Origin of the sequence: Paenibacillus sp. FSL L8-0638 (genome assembly GCF_038593075.1) — a bacterium.
Taxonomy (GTDB): Bacteria; Bacillota; Bacilli; order Paenibacillales; family Paenibacillaceae; genus Paenibacillus; species Paenibacillus polymyxa_D.
Genome location: NZ_CP151960.1, coordinates 1,867,668 through 1,883,928 on the forward strand (window position 1 = coordinate 1,867,668; position 16,261 = coordinate 1,883,928).

The 16,261-nt window shown below is 41.8% G+C and carries 17 protein-coding genes, 1 tRNA gene and 1 pseudogene; 14 read left to right on the forward strand and 5 right to left on the reverse strand.

What is annotated here, in order from left to right; genetic code table 11:
• The first annotated feature begins 106 nt into the window (after positions 1 to 106).
• Both MKY35_RS08480 and nspC read left to right on the forward strand, forming a co-directional pair.
• Positions 107 to 1,306, forward strand: a complete 1,200-nt coding sequence (locus MKY35_RS08480) for a saccharopine dehydrogenase family protein (RefSeq protein ID WP_209949814.1) — start codon at positions 107 to 109, stop codon at positions 1,304 to 1,306.
• An 8-nt stretch (positions 1,307 to 1,314) separates the two neighbouring features.
• The gene (gene nspC / locus MKY35_RS08485; RefSeq protein WP_029516665.1) at positions 1,315 to 2,454 is read left to right on the forward strand and encodes a carboxynorspermidine decarboxylase; all 1,140 of its coding nucleotides are present in this window, start codon (positions 1,315 to 1,317) and stop codon (positions 2,452 to 2,454) included.
• 208 nt (positions 2,455 to 2,662) lie between these two features.
• On the opposite strand, the gene MKY35_RS08490 is transcribed toward nspC, so the two are convergent.
• A complete protein-coding gene (locus tag MKY35_RS08490; RefSeq protein ID WP_342446120.1) occupies positions 2,663 to 3,166 on the reverse strand; it encodes a hypothetical protein in 504 nt (167 codons plus the stop codon).
• Positions 3,167 to 3,478: 312 nt separating this feature from the next.
• Between MKY35_RS08490 and MKY35_RS08495 the strand changes: the two genes are divergently transcribed.
• Positions 3,479 to 3,994, forward strand: a complete 516-nt coding sequence (locus tag MKY35_RS08495; RefSeq protein ID WP_342446121.1) for a hypothetical protein — start codon at positions 3,479 to 3,481, stop codon at positions 3,992 to 3,994.
• Between the two features lie 70 nt (positions 3,995 to 4,064).
• Positions 4,065 to 4,583, forward strand: a complete 519-nt coding sequence (locus MKY35_RS08500) for a GNAT family N-acetyltransferase (RefSeq protein ID WP_342446122.1) — start codon at positions 4,065 to 4,067, stop codon at positions 4,581 to 4,583.
• Between the two features lie 14 nt (positions 4,584 to 4,597).
• On the opposite strand, the gene MKY35_RS08505 is transcribed toward MKY35_RS08500, so the two are convergent.
• Positions 4,598 to 5,038: an N-acetyltransferase gene (locus MKY35_RS08505; RefSeq protein ID WP_342446123.1), complete on the reverse strand. Its 441-nt coding sequence runs from the start codon at positions 5,036 to 5,038 to the stop codon at positions 4,598 to 4,600.
• Positions 5,039 to 5,414: 376 nt separating this feature from the next.
• On the opposite strand from MKY35_RS08505, the gene MKY35_RS08510 reads away from it, so the two are divergent.
• Positions 5,415 to 5,499: transfer RNA gene (locus tag MKY35_RS08510), tRNA-Leu, on the forward strand.
• Positions 5,500 to 5,591: 92 nt separating this feature from the next.
• Here MKY35_RS08510 and MKY35_RS08515 read toward each other — a convergent pair.
• Positions 5,592 to 6,122 (reverse strand): NAD(P)H-dependent oxidoreductase, encoded by a 531-nt coding sequence (locus MKY35_RS08515; RefSeq protein ID WP_342446124.1) that lies wholly within the window; start codon positions 6,120 to 6,122, stop codon positions 5,592 to 5,594.
• A gap of 192 nt (positions 6,123 to 6,314) precedes the next feature.
• Here MKY35_RS08515 and MKY35_RS08520 point away from each other — a divergent pair, with 192 nt between their 5' ends.
• Both MKY35_RS08520 and fabV read left to right on the forward strand, forming a co-directional pair.
• Positions 6,315 to 6,671 carry a helix-turn-helix domain-containing protein gene (locus MKY35_RS08520; RefSeq protein WP_342446125.1) on the forward strand — a complete coding sequence of 119 codons (357 nt, stop codon included), beginning with the start codon at positions 6,315 to 6,317 and terminating at the stop codon, positions 6,669 to 6,671.
• Between the two features lie 169 nt (positions 6,672 to 6,840).
• A complete protein-coding gene (gene fabV / locus MKY35_RS08525) occupies positions 6,841 to 8,022 on the forward strand; it encodes an enoyl-ACP reductase FabV (protein WP_029516672.1) in 1,182 nt (393 codons plus the stop codon).
• Positions 8,023 to 8,136: 114 nt separating this feature from the next.
• On the opposite strand, the gene MKY35_RS08530 is transcribed toward fabV, so the two are convergent.
• A complete protein-coding gene (locus MKY35_RS08530; RefSeq protein ID WP_069011059.1) occupies positions 8,137 to 8,340 on the reverse strand; it encodes a hypothetical protein in 204 nt (67 codons plus the stop codon).
• 168 nt (positions 8,341 to 8,508) lie between these two features.
• On the opposite strand from MKY35_RS08530, the gene MKY35_RS08535 reads away from it, so the two are divergent.
• The 3 genes and pseudogenes from MKY35_RS08535 to MKY35_RS08545 all read left to right on the forward strand — a co-directional run.
• On the forward strand, positions 8,509 to 9,660 hold the full coding sequence (locus tag MKY35_RS08535; protein ID WP_342446126.1) for a sn-glycerol-1-phosphate dehydrogenase: 1,152 nt from the start codon (positions 8,509 to 8,511) through the stop codon (positions 9,658 to 9,660).
• 197 nt (positions 9,661 to 9,857) lie between these two features.
• Entirely contained in the window at positions 9,858 to 10,964 is a 1,107-nt protein-coding gene (locus tag MKY35_RS08540; RefSeq protein WP_342446127.1) for a GntR family transcriptional regulator, read from the forward strand.
• A 267-nt stretch (positions 10,965 to 11,231) separates the two neighbouring features.
• Positions 11,232 to 11,772, forward strand: a pseudogene (locus tag MKY35_RS08545) (FGGY-family carbohydrate kinase); the annotation flags it as partial.
• A gap of 205 nt (positions 11,773 to 11,977) precedes the next feature.
• Here the strand turns inward: MKY35_RS08545 and MKY35_RS08550 are convergent.
• Complete coding sequence (locus MKY35_RS08550) at positions 11,978 to 12,562, reverse strand: helix-turn-helix transcriptional regulator (RefSeq protein ID WP_007429779.1); 585 nt, start codon at positions 12,560 to 12,562, stop codon at positions 11,978 to 11,980.
• A gap of 372 nt (positions 12,563 to 12,934) precedes the next feature.
• Between MKY35_RS08550 and MKY35_RS08555 the strand changes: the two genes are divergently transcribed.
• The 4 genes from MKY35_RS08555 (at position 12,935) to MKY35_RS08570 (ending at position 16,261) form a co-directional block, all read left to right on the forward strand.
• Positions 12,935 to 13,528, forward strand: coding sequence for a hypothetical protein (locus MKY35_RS08555; protein ID WP_342446128.1), 594 nt, complete (start codon positions 12,935 to 12,937; stop codon positions 13,526 to 13,528).
• A gap of 596 nt (positions 13,529 to 14,124) precedes the next feature.
• Positions 14,125 to 15,261 carry a polysaccharide deacetylase family protein gene (locus MKY35_RS08560; protein WP_342446129.1) on the forward strand — a complete coding sequence of 379 codons (1,137 nt, stop codon included), beginning with the start codon at positions 14,125 to 14,127 and terminating at the stop codon, positions 15,259 to 15,261.
• A gap of 206 nt (positions 15,262 to 15,467) precedes the next feature.
• Complete coding sequence (locus tag MKY35_RS08565; RefSeq protein ID WP_316243524.1) at positions 15,468 to 15,893, forward strand: phage holin family protein; 426 nt, start codon at positions 15,468 to 15,470, stop codon at positions 15,891 to 15,893.
• Between the two features lie 80 nt (positions 15,894 to 15,973).
• Complete coding sequence (locus MKY35_RS08570; RefSeq protein ID WP_013309679.1) at positions 15,974 to 16,261, forward strand: Dabb family protein; 288 nt, start codon at positions 15,974 to 15,976, stop codon at positions 16,259 to 16,261.

Genomic DNA, 16,261 nt, shown 5'->3' on the forward strand with positions numbered 1-16,261 from the left:
ACAGCAAATTGTCGTTTTTCTTGATTATTTGGTGGGATGTCTTTATAATCATTTTGTTTGCAAGAATGATTAGCGATTAGCGTATGGAATAAGGAGGTTATTTATTTTGGGAAAAGCATTGATTATTGGCGCCGGTGGCGTGGCCAGCGTTGTGGTGCATAAATGTTGCCAAAACCCAGATGTATTTGAAGAAATTTGTATCGCAAGCAGAACTGTTGAGAAATGCGATGCGCTTAAAGAGAAGCTGGGTGGAGGTCGTACGAAGATACAAACGGCTCAGCTTGATGCTGACAACACCGACATGGTCATTGACTTGATTCGAAGCTTTCAACCGGATGTAGTTATCAATGTGGCTCTCCCTTATCAGGATTTGACGATAATGGATGCTTGCCTTGAGACAGGTGTTCATTACGTTGATACGGCGAACTATGAACCGCCGGATACGCCGAAGTTTGAATACAGCTGGCAATGGGCCTACAAAGAAAGATTCGAAAAAGCAGGAATTACAGCTCTGCTGGGCAGCGGTTTTGATCCAGGCGTGACTGGAGTATTTACGGCTTATGCTCAAAAGCACTACTTTGATGAAATTCATACGATTGATATTGTGGATGCGAATGCAGGGGACCACGGATATCCTTTTGCAACTAATTTTAATCCGGAAATCAATATTCGTGAAATTACGGCGAAGGGCCGTTACTTTGAAAACGGAGAATGGATTGAAACTGAGCCACTTTCTGAGAAAAAGGTATACGACCTTCCTGAAATTGGACCGAAAAATATATATCTTTTGTACCATGAAGAACTGGAATCTCTTGCAGTGAATATTAAAGGCGTGAAAAAAATCCGCTTCTGGATGACATTCTCGGACAATTATCTGAATCATTTGAATGTACTTCAAAACGTAGGCATGACTTCGATCGAGCCTATTGATTACGAAGGACAACAAATCATTCCACTGCAATTCCTGAAGGCTATTTTGCCAGATCCGGCTTCTCTGGGTCCAAGAACAAAAGGCAAAACAAACATTGGTTGCATCATCCAAGGTATGAAAGATGGAAAACCAAAAACGTATTATGTTTACAATGTTTGTGATCATGAGGAATGTTATGCAGAAGTTGGCTCCCAAGCCATTTCTTACACCACTGGTGTTCCTGCCATGATCGGCGCAATGCTTATTATCAAAGGTATCTGGAAAAAACCAGGCGTTTACAATGTTGAGGAATTTGATCCAGATCCATTTATGGAAGCCCTAAATAAACACGGATTGCCATGGCAAGAGAACTTTACGCCAACGTTGCTTGATTGAGGTCTGCGATGAATATTGATATTACAGGACTTCCATCACCTTGTTATCTTGTTGACGAAAGACTTCTTGTCAAAAACCTTGAGGTTTTAAATTCCGTTCAAGAACGGACAGGCTGCAGTATTTTGCTCGCTCTTAAGGGATTTTCGATGTTTTCGACCTTTCCTCTGGTTGGCAAATACTTAAAAGGGGTAACCTCCAGTTCGTTGTTTGAGGCTAGACTTGGTCGCGAAAAAATGGACAAGGAAGTTCACGTATACGCACCTGCTTATGTTGACAGTGAATTTGATGAGCTATTGGAGTATGTTGACCATATTGTTTTCAACTCCTTTGATCAACTGAAACGCTACAAAAGCAGAGTGCAAGGCGTAACTTCCAAAAAAATCGACATCGGCATTCGAGTGAATCCAGAGTATTCGGAAATCGAAACGCCGTTGTATGATCCTTGCTACAACAACTCCAGAATGGGTGTGACTCTGGCTAACTTTAGACCTGAGGATCTGGATGGCGTGGACGGTATTCATTTTCATACGATGTGTGAACAGAATTCAGATACGCTGGAGCGCACCATTAAAGTCGTGGATGAGAAATTCGGGCCATACATTAAAAACATGAAATGGCTCAATTTCGGCGGCGGTCACCATATTACCAGAGAAGACTATGATCTGGACACGCTGGTACGCTGTATTCAATATTTTCAGGATAAATATGGTGTGCAGGTTTATCTGGAGCCGGGCGAAGCTATTGCTTTGAATACTGGATATCTGGTGGCTACTGTATTGGATACGATGAAGAACGGAATGGATATTGCCATTCTGGATACTTCGGCTGAATGTCATATGCCTGATGTGCTGGCTATGCCTTACCGCCCGAATATCATTGATGCAGGCAAACCTGGTGAGTATGCACATACTTATAGACTTGGTGGGCTTACGTGCTTGGCCGGAGATGTAATTGGAGACTATTCCTTTAAAGAGCCATTGAAGCCAGGAGACAAGCTTGTATTCTGCGACATGGCCCATTACACGATGGTCAAAAACCACATGTTCAACGGAGTCAACCTGCCAGCCATCGCCAGCTACAACGACGAAGAAGGCATTAAGGTAATCCGTCAGTTCTCCTACGAGGACTTTAGCTCGCGTTTGTCGTAAGGAATAGGCAGGATTAAATGACTGTACCGAAGATGAATGAACTACAAAAGCCTCGCCCCTTGAGATAGGGACGCGGCTTTTCGACGTAGTTAGTGATTTATTGATTTTTATATGTGCCTTCTGTATGTGCCTTTTGTATGTATCCAATACAACAGCAGGCATTAAATAATGATTTAACTACTTGATAAGGTACATGATTTTAAATAGTTTACTCTACAACTTCAGAAGAGACTTTATAAAAGAATGTTTTTCCTGTGTAAGGTTGAAGTCCTGGCGCATCGACGGCTAGGTAGTACCACTTACCTTTTTCAACATCTGTATTTAAAAAGTATTGGCCGTTTCTTGAACGTTTAATTCTTTGACCATTACTATCGTAAATAGTCAGTTGCAACCAGGAATCAGGATATATGTCTCCCTGAATTGTAAAATGAACTTCTTGTGATTCAAAAGCCTTAAATCTATATACATCGTAGGCTTCCCAGACTCCGGGCACCCCCTCTTTACCGAGGGTTCCAATGAAAGCATCACCTATTAAAAATTCGTTAGCTTGGTCAAAATCATCATTTGGCTCCTGTTCATTACCTGTAAGTGAAGAGGCAAGAGTTGATTCCTTGGCGGCTGGTACGGAATTTGCTTCTTCCGCTAATGCGACACCAGCAGAAGTACTTAGCATAAGTGCAAAACCTAATGAAGCCAACAACATTTTTTTCATGAATAAGAGTCCTCTCTTTTTTTGGGATTTATATTCAATTATATGAATATATTAGTAATTATTTCTGAGTTAATTGTATATCAATCACCAGCAAATTGGAATAATAAAAAGGAATATTTATCAATAAAATAAATATAATAGAATATTTTGTTACAGAATTGCATTTTGCATGTTCACAAGTTTGTCCCAGGAGTTCCGTTTAAAGGTCACATTTCTTGGAGGAAAATATATATGGTATACTCATTGGATTAGGAACAAATTTGGACATGATTTGGGAAATAAATTGTAGCGATAGGCAGAGGTGAATTACACATGTTCGACCCAACCGTTTTTGATAATTTAAAAGTAGCCATGGAAAATGCAGTTTATGATCTGGATAATTTGGATTCACGTATTGACATTACTCAGCGGATCGACAGATTGGAAATGTCCGTGATGTCACGTGAATTTGCTGTCCAATTCAGTCTGAGAGAACAGCCGGGTGTGACGGCAGAGCTTCGACTAAAGATGGATTTAAACAACCTGGCTGCAGAAATTCTGGAAATAGAAGATCAAACTCCGGGGTGTAGCTTGTTGTTGTATTTTCATATGAAGATTCGAGAGATTGACACACAATGCAGCCAAATTGAAAGTATACTGACTGAAATTTGGAAGCCCGATCTTCGCCCAGTACAGATGTTAAGTCAGATTTACGGAGAGAAGACATCTACATACCAAAACAGGATTGAACTCCGATTTTCCAGACAAATTAACGAAGATCAGATGGAAGACATTCCAGAGCTGTTGGAACACATATTGCTGACGCTTATGGAATTAAACAAGGTCTAAAGGGTTAGGGCCGTAATGTAAATAACATTAGTAGACCAACAAGTTAACGTTAGAGGAGTTGAAAGTATAAATGAATGAACTTGAATTCTCTCAAGTATATGCGATTATGGAGGCTTCTTTTCCTGAAACGGAATGCAGGACATTCGAGTCACAGAGGGCTCTTCTTCATCATCCGTGTTATCGTTTACTTACCAAAAAAGACGAACAAGGGCAAACAATAGCTTTTTTGGCGGGCTGGGAGTTTACAGATTTTCGGTTTGTAGAGCATATTGCCGTAGATTCGGCTATACGGGGTGGCGGGTTAGGTAAAGAGCTTATGAGCAAGTTTATTTTACAGTCCGGTAAACCGGTAGTGCTGGAAGTTGAGCCACCAGTGGATGAATGGACTCAGAGAAGAATTGGTTTTTATGAACGTTTGGGGTTTCATCTGAACCATTTTGACTATGTACAGCCCCCTTTAAGAAAAGGACAGGCTGATCTGCGGCTTCAAATTATGAGCTATCCAGGTGCGTTGGCTGAACAGGATTTTGCTCCGTGTAAAGAGATTTTATATACCGAGGTCTATGGGTTAAATAAGAAGACTATATAGCTAAAGGTACTTCATTATCGTTCATGTTTTGTCCATACCATTACAAATTCTTTCTCGTCAGTTTCGGCATCCACAGATTCTGCTTGAACGGTAAATCCATTTTTAGTATAAAAGTTAAATGCTTTCGTGTTTGACTGATACACCTTTAATTGAATTTCGTCATGCTGCTTCTTCACCCAATCTAATAGTAGCTTGCCATAGCCCTTTCTTTGAGAATCAACACGTATAAACAGAGCCGCCAAGTATCCATCCAACATGGAAACGAAGCCGCCAATGCTATGATCATCTTGTATGATAACGTAGTTTTGAGCGAGAGGAAGGTACCTGTTTTCCATCTCGGTAACTTGGGATGTCCAATACTGCGGAGCAATAAAATGATGGGCTTCTATGGAAGCATCTAGCCAGATGGCTGCCAACTTGTTGAGCTCTTCCACATTTGCGGGTCTAATCGACATCGTGTCACCTCTTCACAGTACAGTATGTAATCTTATAGATGATGTTGAAATAAAAAAGACCGTCCGAGGACGGTCTTTTTACCCGTGGCGCTTAATTAAAGCTTTGATCCGTATCCCGCGCCTCCGTTAACTCTGTAAATTAGAGAATAACGGACCGGGTAAGGGATACGTTCAACATGTGATTATTGATGTTGACGCACCTCCTTTCCTGATGAACCCATTTTACCATATCTGGTTTGTGATATCCAGTGATTTTCTTATATTTACGGGAATGATTCATAGAAAATATAAGATAAAAATAGCTTGATTTTATGTTCTATGGAAGATATAATCTAAATTACCGTGATTGAAAAACATCGGTGTGAATACATAATATGCGGTCGTGGCGGAATTGGCAGACGCGCACGGTTCAGGTCCGTGTGGGCTAACCCCCCGTGGAGGTTCGAGTCCTCTCGACCGCATCATGCCTAACATTTACAGGTTCTTGGATTGGCTGGATGCCACCAAGAGCCTGTTTTTATATGGTTAAGATGCGTGTACTATTATAACTATTTTATTTATACTGAAATATATATTTGATATAATCCTTTGCACTCTGATTAATGTCTTCGTCGCTTGCTTGAAACGAGGCTCCAAAGACAGCGAAATAGGGTAATGTTATGGCGCCAACATGTACTGCGCTTGCTTTAAAAGGTGCTATAACTTCATCAACAGTGAAAGAAACGGAACCAGTAGGTAAGTAATTTTCTTTTTTATCGCCGATGGACATGGCTATCCCTAGCTTCTTTCCTTTTAACTTATCACCTTGTGAACCATAAGCCCATCCGTGAGTAAAAACATCATCAAACCACTTTTTTAATAAAGGTGGGTAACTATACCAATATAAAGGGAATTGAAATATGATATTACTATGTGTTTCAAGTAACTTTTGCTCTCTCAAAACATCAATGCTCCAGTTTGGATACTCTTTATAAATCTCATGAATTGTAATTTTATTGGTATACTGAAGTAATTCTTGTTTCCATCTTTGATTTACTCTGGAATCTTCAATATTCGGATGTGCTAAAATCACGAGAGTCTTCATCATAAATCACCTTTCTTACGTAACATATTTGCCTTTGTAGATGCTCTATTATTATTCTGTATGCTTTAAAAAAAGTAAATACACACAATAAAGTAAGATAGTTACTTGAAAGTGTGCATTGGACTTAGAGTGATGATATGCAATTATAGATTAGATAAACTTTGTTATTTTTAGCGTTGAAAAGGTGGTACTATGAAACAATATAATTTAGGCATAGAAGCAACACTTGAGATCATCGGAGGTAAATGGAAATCATTAATCATATGTTTATTAATGTCTGGTAAAAAAAGGACGAGTGAATTACAGCGTAGTATTCCGGGCATTTCTCAAAAGGTTCTTATACAGCAACTTCGTGAACTTGAAAAGGATGGTATCATAGGTAGACATGTGTATAATCAAATGCCTCCAAAAGTGGAGTATTATATAACGGAATATGGAATTACAGCAAATGAAATTATTGACTTAATGTGTTCTTGGGGAAGAGCTAATATCAAAATAAGACAACAGCAAGGAGAAGATGTGATGTTGTTAGAATATGATTCAAAATGAATAGTGGAGTAAAAAAGCGTTATAGACTACGATGTTTGCGGCGGTTTTCTTCGGCTGCCTTCAAGTGCTATGTTATATGTTGAGCCGCAAGCTGATTTGCTATATAGTAATGACTGGACAACCATTCCATCCATATTAAATGAATGCCAAAGTAGGGGGACCATTTACAATGATTATTAAACCGAAAATTCGTGGTTTCATATGTACGACTGCACATCCTGCAGGATGTGCGGCTCATGTTAATCGTCAGATCAACTACATCAAAGACAGTACATCAATACAAGGAGCTAAAAAGGTACTTGTGATCGGAGCATCTACTGGATATGGGCTGGCTTCTCGTATTGCTGCGAGCTTTGGGCTGGGAGCGGATACCGTAGGGGTATCCTATGAACGTCCCGCATCAGAGGGGCGCACGGCTTCAGCAGGCTGGTATAATACAGTAGCCTTTGAAAGAGCGGCCAGAGCAGCTGGCTACATAGCAGAAAGCATTAATGGAGATGCTTTTTCTCATGAAATTAAGCAGGAGACATTGAAGCTGGTAAAGGAAAAGCTGGGCAAGGTAGACCTGATTGTGTATAGTGTCGCTTCACCGCGACGGACACATCCCGATACGGGTGAAACTTTTAATTCCGTTCTCAAGCCTATCGGACAGTCTTTTTCTAATAAAACAGTGAATACGAATACAGGTGTCGTATCAGAAATTACGCTGGAACCGGCTACGCAGGAGGAAATTGAGAACACCATCACGGTAATGGGTGGCGAAGATTGGTCCTTGTGGCTAAAAGCGTTGGAAGAAGCTGATCTGCTGGCTGAAGGGGTAACCACACTGGCTTACTCGTATATTGGTCCCGAAATTACGGAGGCTATCTATCGTAAAGGAACCATTGGCCAAGCTAAAAATGATTTGGAAGCTACAGCACATACTCTAACAAAGCAACTGGAACGTTATCATGGAAAAGCCTACGTTTCTGTGAATAAAGCTTTGGTTACACAATCCAGTTCGGCTATTCCAGTCGTACCATTGTATATTTCTTTGCTGTTTAAGGTCATGAAGGAAAAGGGACTGCACGAGGGATGTATTGAGCAGGCACAACGTCTGTTCGAGACGCTATACAGTGGGTCCACGGTGGAAACGGATGAAGAAGGGCGCATCCGTCTGGATAACTGGGAAATGAGAGACGATGTGCAGCAGGCTGTCAAAGCAGCTTGGTCTGAAATCACTACAGAAAATGTATCTGAATTGGGCGATCTCGAACAATACCGTCTGGATTTCCTCCAATTATTTGGATTCGGGTTTGATGAAATTGATTATGAATTAGATGTTAACCCAGAGGTAGACACGACTTCATAAGTAAATATGTGTAAAATAAAAACGGGTACTCTCAAGCGATGCAATTGGCTTAAGAGGCCCGTTTTTTTATGTATTCTAGCAAAATACAAGTTGCACTCGTTTCACTAACAGCATTTATCGAGAATTAGACGTGGAAAGCGACTTACGGTGCAGCAAGCGAAAAACGGCAATGGTAATGATAATCCCCGCAATGCCAAAGATTGCAACAGAAGTCAGGGCCCGGTAAGCTTGCCAGCCGAACAAAAATGCAATACCACTGCCAAACGTTGTACCTGCCAGTAACCCAAGTGCGCAGGCAATATCCGTTCCAAATTTCATAAACATGTTCCTTTCAAATGTATAAATTAAAAAGTAACTTGTACTTTTTCTCTGGACTTAGACACACACTTGTGCGTACAATTAAATAGTAATCGTTTTCAAACGGAATCTATTAATCATTATGTATCATTCTTGTGCAAATTATTCCTTTTTCAGGAGGCTGATGAAATGAATATGAATGAACAGATCAAGCTGTGGAATGAAGAGGCGCAGGCTAGTAACGCTGATCATCCTCACCGAAAGGTTGAATTGTTTATCGAGGTACGAGATGGAGCATTGGAGGCTGTTGTTCCTTATTTGAACCAACAGGATTATCGTCATGTAACTCTGGTAGAAGATGAGCATACTTCGGTTGCGGCAGGAAAAAGAGTGGCTGAGCTGATCCGTGAGGCAGGTTTGACAGTTGATGTAGTCCGTTTACCTCCGAATGCTGTAGGGGATGTCATTGCTGATGAAATCTACATTATGAAAGTGCTGCTGGGTGTGGCGGATAAGAGTCAGGCTGTACTTGCTGTAGGTTCTGGCACGATTCATGATCTGGTTCGCTTCGTATGTTATAAAATGAATCGTCCCTTCTTGTCAGTACCGACGGCTGCTTCGGTGGATGGTTTTACCTCCGCAGGCGCACCACTGATTGTGGACGGCAGCAAGCAGACATTCCAAGCAGTTCCGCCAGAGGCGATCTTTGCTGATTTGTCCGTGCTGGCAAATGCGCCACAGACGATGACTGCCGCAGGTTTTGGCGATATGCTTGGTAAGTTCACCTCACTAGCGGACTGGCATGTTTCCAGAGATTTGGGAAACGAGCCGTATTCGCCTGTGGCTAATCGCATTACCGAGGAGGCTTTGCGTGCCTGTGTAGAGCATGTCGATGAGATTGCGGCAGGCAGCAAGGCTGGTGTCGAGGTATTGATGAATGCGCTGATTGCATCCGGTATTTCGATGCTGATGATAGATCATTCCCGTCCAGCGTCAGGGGGAGAGCATCATATTTCCCATCGAATTGAAATGGATTTTATTGCAGAGGGACGCAAGCAAGTTTTGCATGGTGCCAAAGTAGGCGTAGCATCCGCATTGCTGTCTGACCTGTACAGGGATTTAGCAGCCAGTCAGGATGTAGAGGCTTTTAAGGTGTATCAGGCTTTGCCTACGTCGGAGCAGATGCGTGCATGGCTGGCTCAGGTTGGAGGCCCATCTACCATTGCCGAGCTGGGAGTTACGGAGGAACAGCTCGCTCGTGCATTGCGCACGGCTCATACCTTGCGTGATCGCTATACTGGACTCAAGTATATGAACGAACATCAATTGCTTCGTTCGTAATGTGCAACATCTACGCAAATTGTCTTTAGATATTCAGCCAATCTTGTGTGGTAAGGAAGGGATAAGCGAATGGGTTTACACCTCCGGCAGCAATACGAGGATATCCTGCTCCTGTGACATTTGTATGTACAAATGAACGGTATGCTATAATCGTGGAATATAAACAGGTACACGATATTGCGAGTACGGAGGAAATTATGGCGCCAAAATATATACAAGTTAAACAGGAAATTTTGTCCTGGATTCATTCATCCAGACTTGAGCCGCAAAGTCAGCTTCCATCTGAGCATGAAATGTCTGAACGTTTTGCCGTTAGTCGACAAACGGTGCGTCAGGCGCTGGGTGAGCTGGTGCAGGAAGGCTGGCTGTTTCGGATGCAGGGCAAGGGAACCTTTGTTGCGACACGTGACAGTAAACAGCCCGAAGATCCAAAGATTGTTGGAGTCATTACAACCTATATTTCGGATTATATTTTCCCATCCATTGTACAGGGAATTGAATCCAAATTGAGTCGCCAGGGCTACAAGATGCTGCTGTCAAGTACAGGTAATGACCCTGAGCAAGAAAGTCAGTGCCTGGAAATGCTGTTAAGTCAACCGCTGAGCGGAATTATTATTGAACCGACCAAAAGTGGAGAGCGTAACCCCAATCTGAACTATTATTTAACCGTGGAAAATCGCCAAATCCCTTATTTGATGATCAATGCGCGTTATGAGGAAATGGATGCGCCATGTCTGCGAGTAGATGATGAAAAGGGTGGTTTTTTGGCGGCCGAGCATCTGATTAAACTGGGACATCGACGCTTGGCCGGATTTTTCAAAACCGATGATATGCAGGGGATTCTTCGTATGAAGGGATTTGTGGCCGCTCACCGCAAATATGGAGTGACATTACACCCGAACGCAGTAACGACTTACCGGACAGAAGAAAAAAATGAGATTCCGCTACAACGTGCGTCGAGGCTGCTGGCGATGGAGGCGGGGGAGCGTCCTACTGGATGGATGACCTATAATGATGAGTTGGCTGTTCGACTCCTGGATATTGTACGTTCGGCGGGTTTGAATATACCCAATGATCTATCGCTGGTTGGGTTTGATGATTCGTTTTTGGCGACAGCAACAGAAATCAAGCTAACGACAATTCGGCATCCAAAGGAAGAATTGGGGTTACGTGCTGCCGATACCATGCTGTCGATGATTGAAGAGAAGGGGTACCATGAAGAAGATCGTCAGTTAATTCTACCGCCTGAGCTCATCGTTCGTGAATCTACGGGGCCTGTCCAGATCATGTCTGGAGAACACTAGGCTGGGAGATCAGTCACTTTTATTACTTAACATGTAAGGACAGGTTAGTAAGTATACAGCTGTAACGCTTCATATTTGATGGGCATGGTTCTCGCCATACCGAACAGTCTGTTTTCTGGATTGCAGAAATAGACTGTTATTGTTATATCTTTTCTGAAAATAAGTACATAAATCTATCGAAAAAACATAAAAAGGTTAGCTGAGTTGTACGTACAAGTATATAATGAAAGCGGAACCAAGGATAAAGGGTCATTACGATCGGCCTGTAACTGTTCTCTGTTGGTCGACACCAACCTGACAGGGACTTATTCTCGGGTATACGTTGCTGACGAAGCCAGAGGAAGTGTATCGTACGTTGCTGGAAGCAACTGCGTTCGGAACACATAAAATTGTCGATGCATTCCATCATAACGGCATGCCAGTAGACGTATTGTATGCATGCGTTGAATTGCCGCAGAAAAATCATCTGCTGATGCAAATTTATACTGACGTAACCGGACGGGAATTTAAGGTTGCAGCTTCCACCCAAACTCCTGCGCTGGGTGCGGCCATGTTCGCAGCAGTGGCTGCGGGAGCTTAAACTGGAGGGTACAATGATATCGTCGAAGCAGCGCGTCATATGGCACGTGTACGGGACGAGAGCTTCAAGCCGATCCCTGAGAACGCGACCGTGTATGATAAGCTGTACGAGGAATACTGCCGTCTTCACTACTACTTTGGACGTGGAGGCAACCCGGTGATGAAAAAGCTAAAGTCCATTAAGGAAGAAGCCGGACGTTCAACTGAAGCGGCAAGCATTCATTCTTAAGATACTGATAAATATAAGCAAGAAATATTTAAATGCTCTGTTATCTAAAAAGCACAGTACACCGAGGAATCGGCAGACTGTGCTTTTTGCATTTTATATTCTGTGAAATTACATGATGTGAAAGTCTCAGCGAATGAAAGATGGTAATGCGTTCCTTTCAAAGACTTTCATGAAAATTACAATCATTTCTCTTTTACGGACATTTTTACTTTTTCAGCATGGCATCAGCAAACAAAATGGATTTTGGAATACGGAAAAACTGTTCCGCCTGATCCTGGAAGGTTTGCGAAGGAACGGTACCCTGATGCAACCATTTCCGAAATGTACCGGGGTGAACTCCAATCCAATGACTCACATCGGTCACCGAAATATCATGTACCATGCATAGACCCGCCAAAATCCGATTTTTAACCGGAGAACGAGTCACAGTCCGTTTCATAAAACGGGACGGCGCTGGTTGACAGATGAGTGGTGAACGCCGGACAACCTCTTCATTAAATAGGATATGGTGCGGATAACCAAGTGTATTACACGTCTTTTCCAGATTAGTGTTGCCGGGAATGCGACCTTCATATACCCACGCACTGACACTACGGGAGGAAATGGAAAGCTCCTCGGCAAGTTGGGACAGTTTAATGTCATTAGCCATCAAAACGGCAAGCAAAACGCGATTGCGCACTTGACAGCGTGTTGGTTTACGAAAACGTTTGACACGCACGCCTTTTCCCAAATATTTGCGATTGATCAGAGACCACGCCTGAATGGAATGTTTATCTTGTTGTTTAGGCATATACCCTCCGATTTTTTTAAACACATACTACTATACCCGAAGGGGGGTTTGCAAGTGGCTCCTCTCCTGATTTTCTTTTAATCCCATGGGCTTAACCGGTTTATGGAAAATAAGGTCCATTTGGCCTATAAAAATGGAAGTTTAAGGTGCCGATATATTAAAATGTGACATTTATAATGGAAATGGAGGTAACATGTTCTTCTCTTACAATTGTAAGGATTACAGAGGCTAATAAAAATGCCATCACTGTTAATCCTGCAGTACCTTCACTAGCTAAATATGGTTTAGTGTTAAGAACTATACCGCAACCGCAACCAGATATGTATATAAAATGGACTCAGTAAAAAATGCTTTGAAGGAGAAGAGGTATAAATGAAAGTGAAAAAAACATTGTTATTACTAAGCATTCCGTTGTTGTTGGCATTTGCAATCATAGCGTTCATTGCTTTACCTTGGCTTCTAATATTCATAGGGAATCAATTAGAACCTAATCCTTCACACCCTGAAATCACATATGGGAAATTTCCATTTCGTTTGGAATATGAAATTAATGGGCAACGAAAGGTTATTCAAGATACTTTAATATGCGAATATGATGGCATTGGTTCAAATGAAGCTCGCGGCAAATATCGTAAGTGGAAGGAAAGATTAGCCGGTGGAGATAGATTACTACCGGTGCTAGAAGTCAATAGCAGAATAGAAATATCCTATTATCCAGGGATTGCAGAGTACTATATGGGTGATTTGGATAGCACCGACGAGTATCAGCAAACCGTTGCTGACTCTATATTTATTGAACAAGAAGGCATTATCATTAAAAAAGATGGAAGGGTTTTCGAAAATGATGGAAGGACTATTAACACTCAATTTTCCAATTCAAATGAATTACTTGATAAGTACCATATTAAACTGATAAGCTGGGACTCTACCCCACCAATCAAGGATAATTTTCCTGAAGCCAAATAATGAGGAAGATGAAAATTCCTTTTTTCGAGAAGGGGCTTTATTAGACCACAAACGTGACTAATCCTCGCTTGTTTAGCAATAACCAGTTTTCAACGCGTGTATATTATGTCATTATCAAAGCTGCAAAGGACGACTATACGAGTAACTTAAAACTAAATTATAAAGCACTTGAAATTCCTTATGGTGATTTCAGGTGCTTTTTTTTTGCGTCCCAGTATAATTCTATAAATCTAGTAACATAACTTTGACATTTGAGGGATATAGCTTCTTCACAGGAGAAGGCATACAATCCATTCCATTTTTATTCTTCTGAACTCAATTGATTTATTCACAAATTTGTAACCTTCTCTGGCAGTGGGGTTGCGAGATTGTTTTCAAATTGTTTTACTATATTTACCTACTATAGTCTGGTAATCTATTAATATATATAGGGGGCCAAAAGACGTCCGGTTCAGTCGGTTGAGATGCGTTTATGTTCTTTATGTTGAGTGAATGTCTATATTGCCATGTCTATATCGTCATGTCTGTATAACTTCATAGACAAGCTAGAGATAGCTCCCGCACATTATAAAATACAGCACAGGATGGTGTAATGAATGAAGCTTTTAAACGTAAAATGGATGGCTGTATGCTTGATGGTAATCTGTTGTTTGGGTTTGCTAGGTATACATACGAATACGGCGAGTGCACAAGCGAAGGCTCCTTTGCTGGGGGTCAATGATGTGTTGCTAGATTCTAATACGGTTAAGCCCGTAATGGAAAATGATAAGTTGTATGTACCCATCGTTACATTAGGGCAAAAGATGGGCATTTCTACTTCTGCCAATGGAAATACATTGGTGCTGACTGGACATAATCGCAGCTTTACGCTGGATTTGAACAAGGGGGATGTGTTCGAGCGTGGAGGACGCACGATGGTGCCAATTCGCACTTTGACCGATGCATTCGGCTTCACTATTACGGTTCCTACAAGTAATCTGTATCGAATTCAGAATGCAAACGCTAGTTTGTCTGATGCTCAGTTCTTGAATACATTCGCGGCAGAAATTAAACAGTATACAGCTGTCAAACCGGGCAAAGCCAGCAATACAGGCAACAATGGAACTGCCTCATCATCCAGCCGTACGATTTATTTGAGCTTCGATGATGGTCCTACAGCGCATACGTCGCAGCTGCTGGATATTTTGGACAAATATAATGCGAAGGCTACTTTCTTCATGCTGGGACCTGAAATTCGCCAACATAGCGCAGTGATGAAGAGAATGGTAGACGCAGGGCATGGTTTGGGCCTCCATGGGATGACACACCAGGTGAAAAGGATCTATGCATCCCCGGCAGCAGCATTGGCAGAGATGAATCAGGATAACGACATTTTATTTAAGGCCACAGGGAAACGCACTTCTTTGATTCGTACACCTTATGGCAGCAAACCGTATTTGAAGAAAGCATATCGTGATCAACTGACGGGTGCAGGTTATCATATTTGGGACTGGAACATCGATTCCAATGATTGGCGTTATACTAAAAATCCACAGCATTTTGTACAGACGGTCCTGAGTGATATTAAGAGACTGAAAAAGCAAGGCAGAACACCAGTCGTTCTTATGCATGATAAGCCATCTACGATCAAGGTGCTTCCACAAATCATGGCGGCCTTGCAGAAAGAAGGATATTCGTTCGAGCCGTTGAATGATAACCTGACCCCGCTTAATTTTTGGAATGATCATCGTTAATTGAATAGCATGAAAGAAAAGGCACCTTTTCAACCATTTGTATAGTGGTTGAAAAGGTGTCTTTTTGTTGTATTTGCTCGAAAATGTGAAGTTTGCAGCATGGTTTATATGAATCTATGAATTCACGTCTATGCACAGGTCATATGACTTTACGGGTTATCACGTCGCTGCATATATTACAGTAACCGCCCCGAGAGGAGGAAGGTATGAATATTAATCCGAGTATGTTTAGTATGATTTGTGCTACCGCAGGAGCCTTTATTACGTTTGCCTTTGGCGGCTGGAATCAGCTAATGGTGCTATTCACGGTTGCAATGGCTGTCGATTATGTGACTGGAGTCGCCGCAGCAATTAAGACTGGGCAAGGTTTAAGCAGTAAAGCCGGCTTTTGGGGGTTGGCGAGAAAGGCTTTAATGCTAATGGTAATTTCTTTGGCGCATCATGTGGACCTCCTGATGGGTACCGAAATCATGAAAGGGGCAACAACGTACTTTTATTTATCCAATGAATTGATCTCTATTACGGAAAACTGTTCACGAATGGGTCTACCGCTCCCACCGAAGCTCAAGAATTTTTTTGCCCTATTAAAGGACAAGGAGTCTGATGGAAAAAATGGTGGAAAAGATCGCTAGAATTACAAAGTTTCTTTCCGTATGTGGGGCGTTATGATAAAATTTTCAAGAGAACATTTTAAGATAAGGAGCCTATACGCATGATTAAACATATTGTTTTGTTCAAATTGAAAGACCGCTCCCCCGAAAGCATTGAGCACACAGCATCCATTTTGCGCAGCATGAACGGCAAAATCAAAGAGCTGCTGTCACTCGAAGTAGGTACGGATGTGATTCGTTCGGAACGTTCTTATGATATTTCCCTTACCGCTGTTGTCGAAACACTGGAGGATTTGCAAACGTATCAGGTACACCCTGTGCACCAGGAAATTATTGTACACATGAATGAAGTGAAGGATGTATCTATCGCAGTTGATTATGAAATCTAA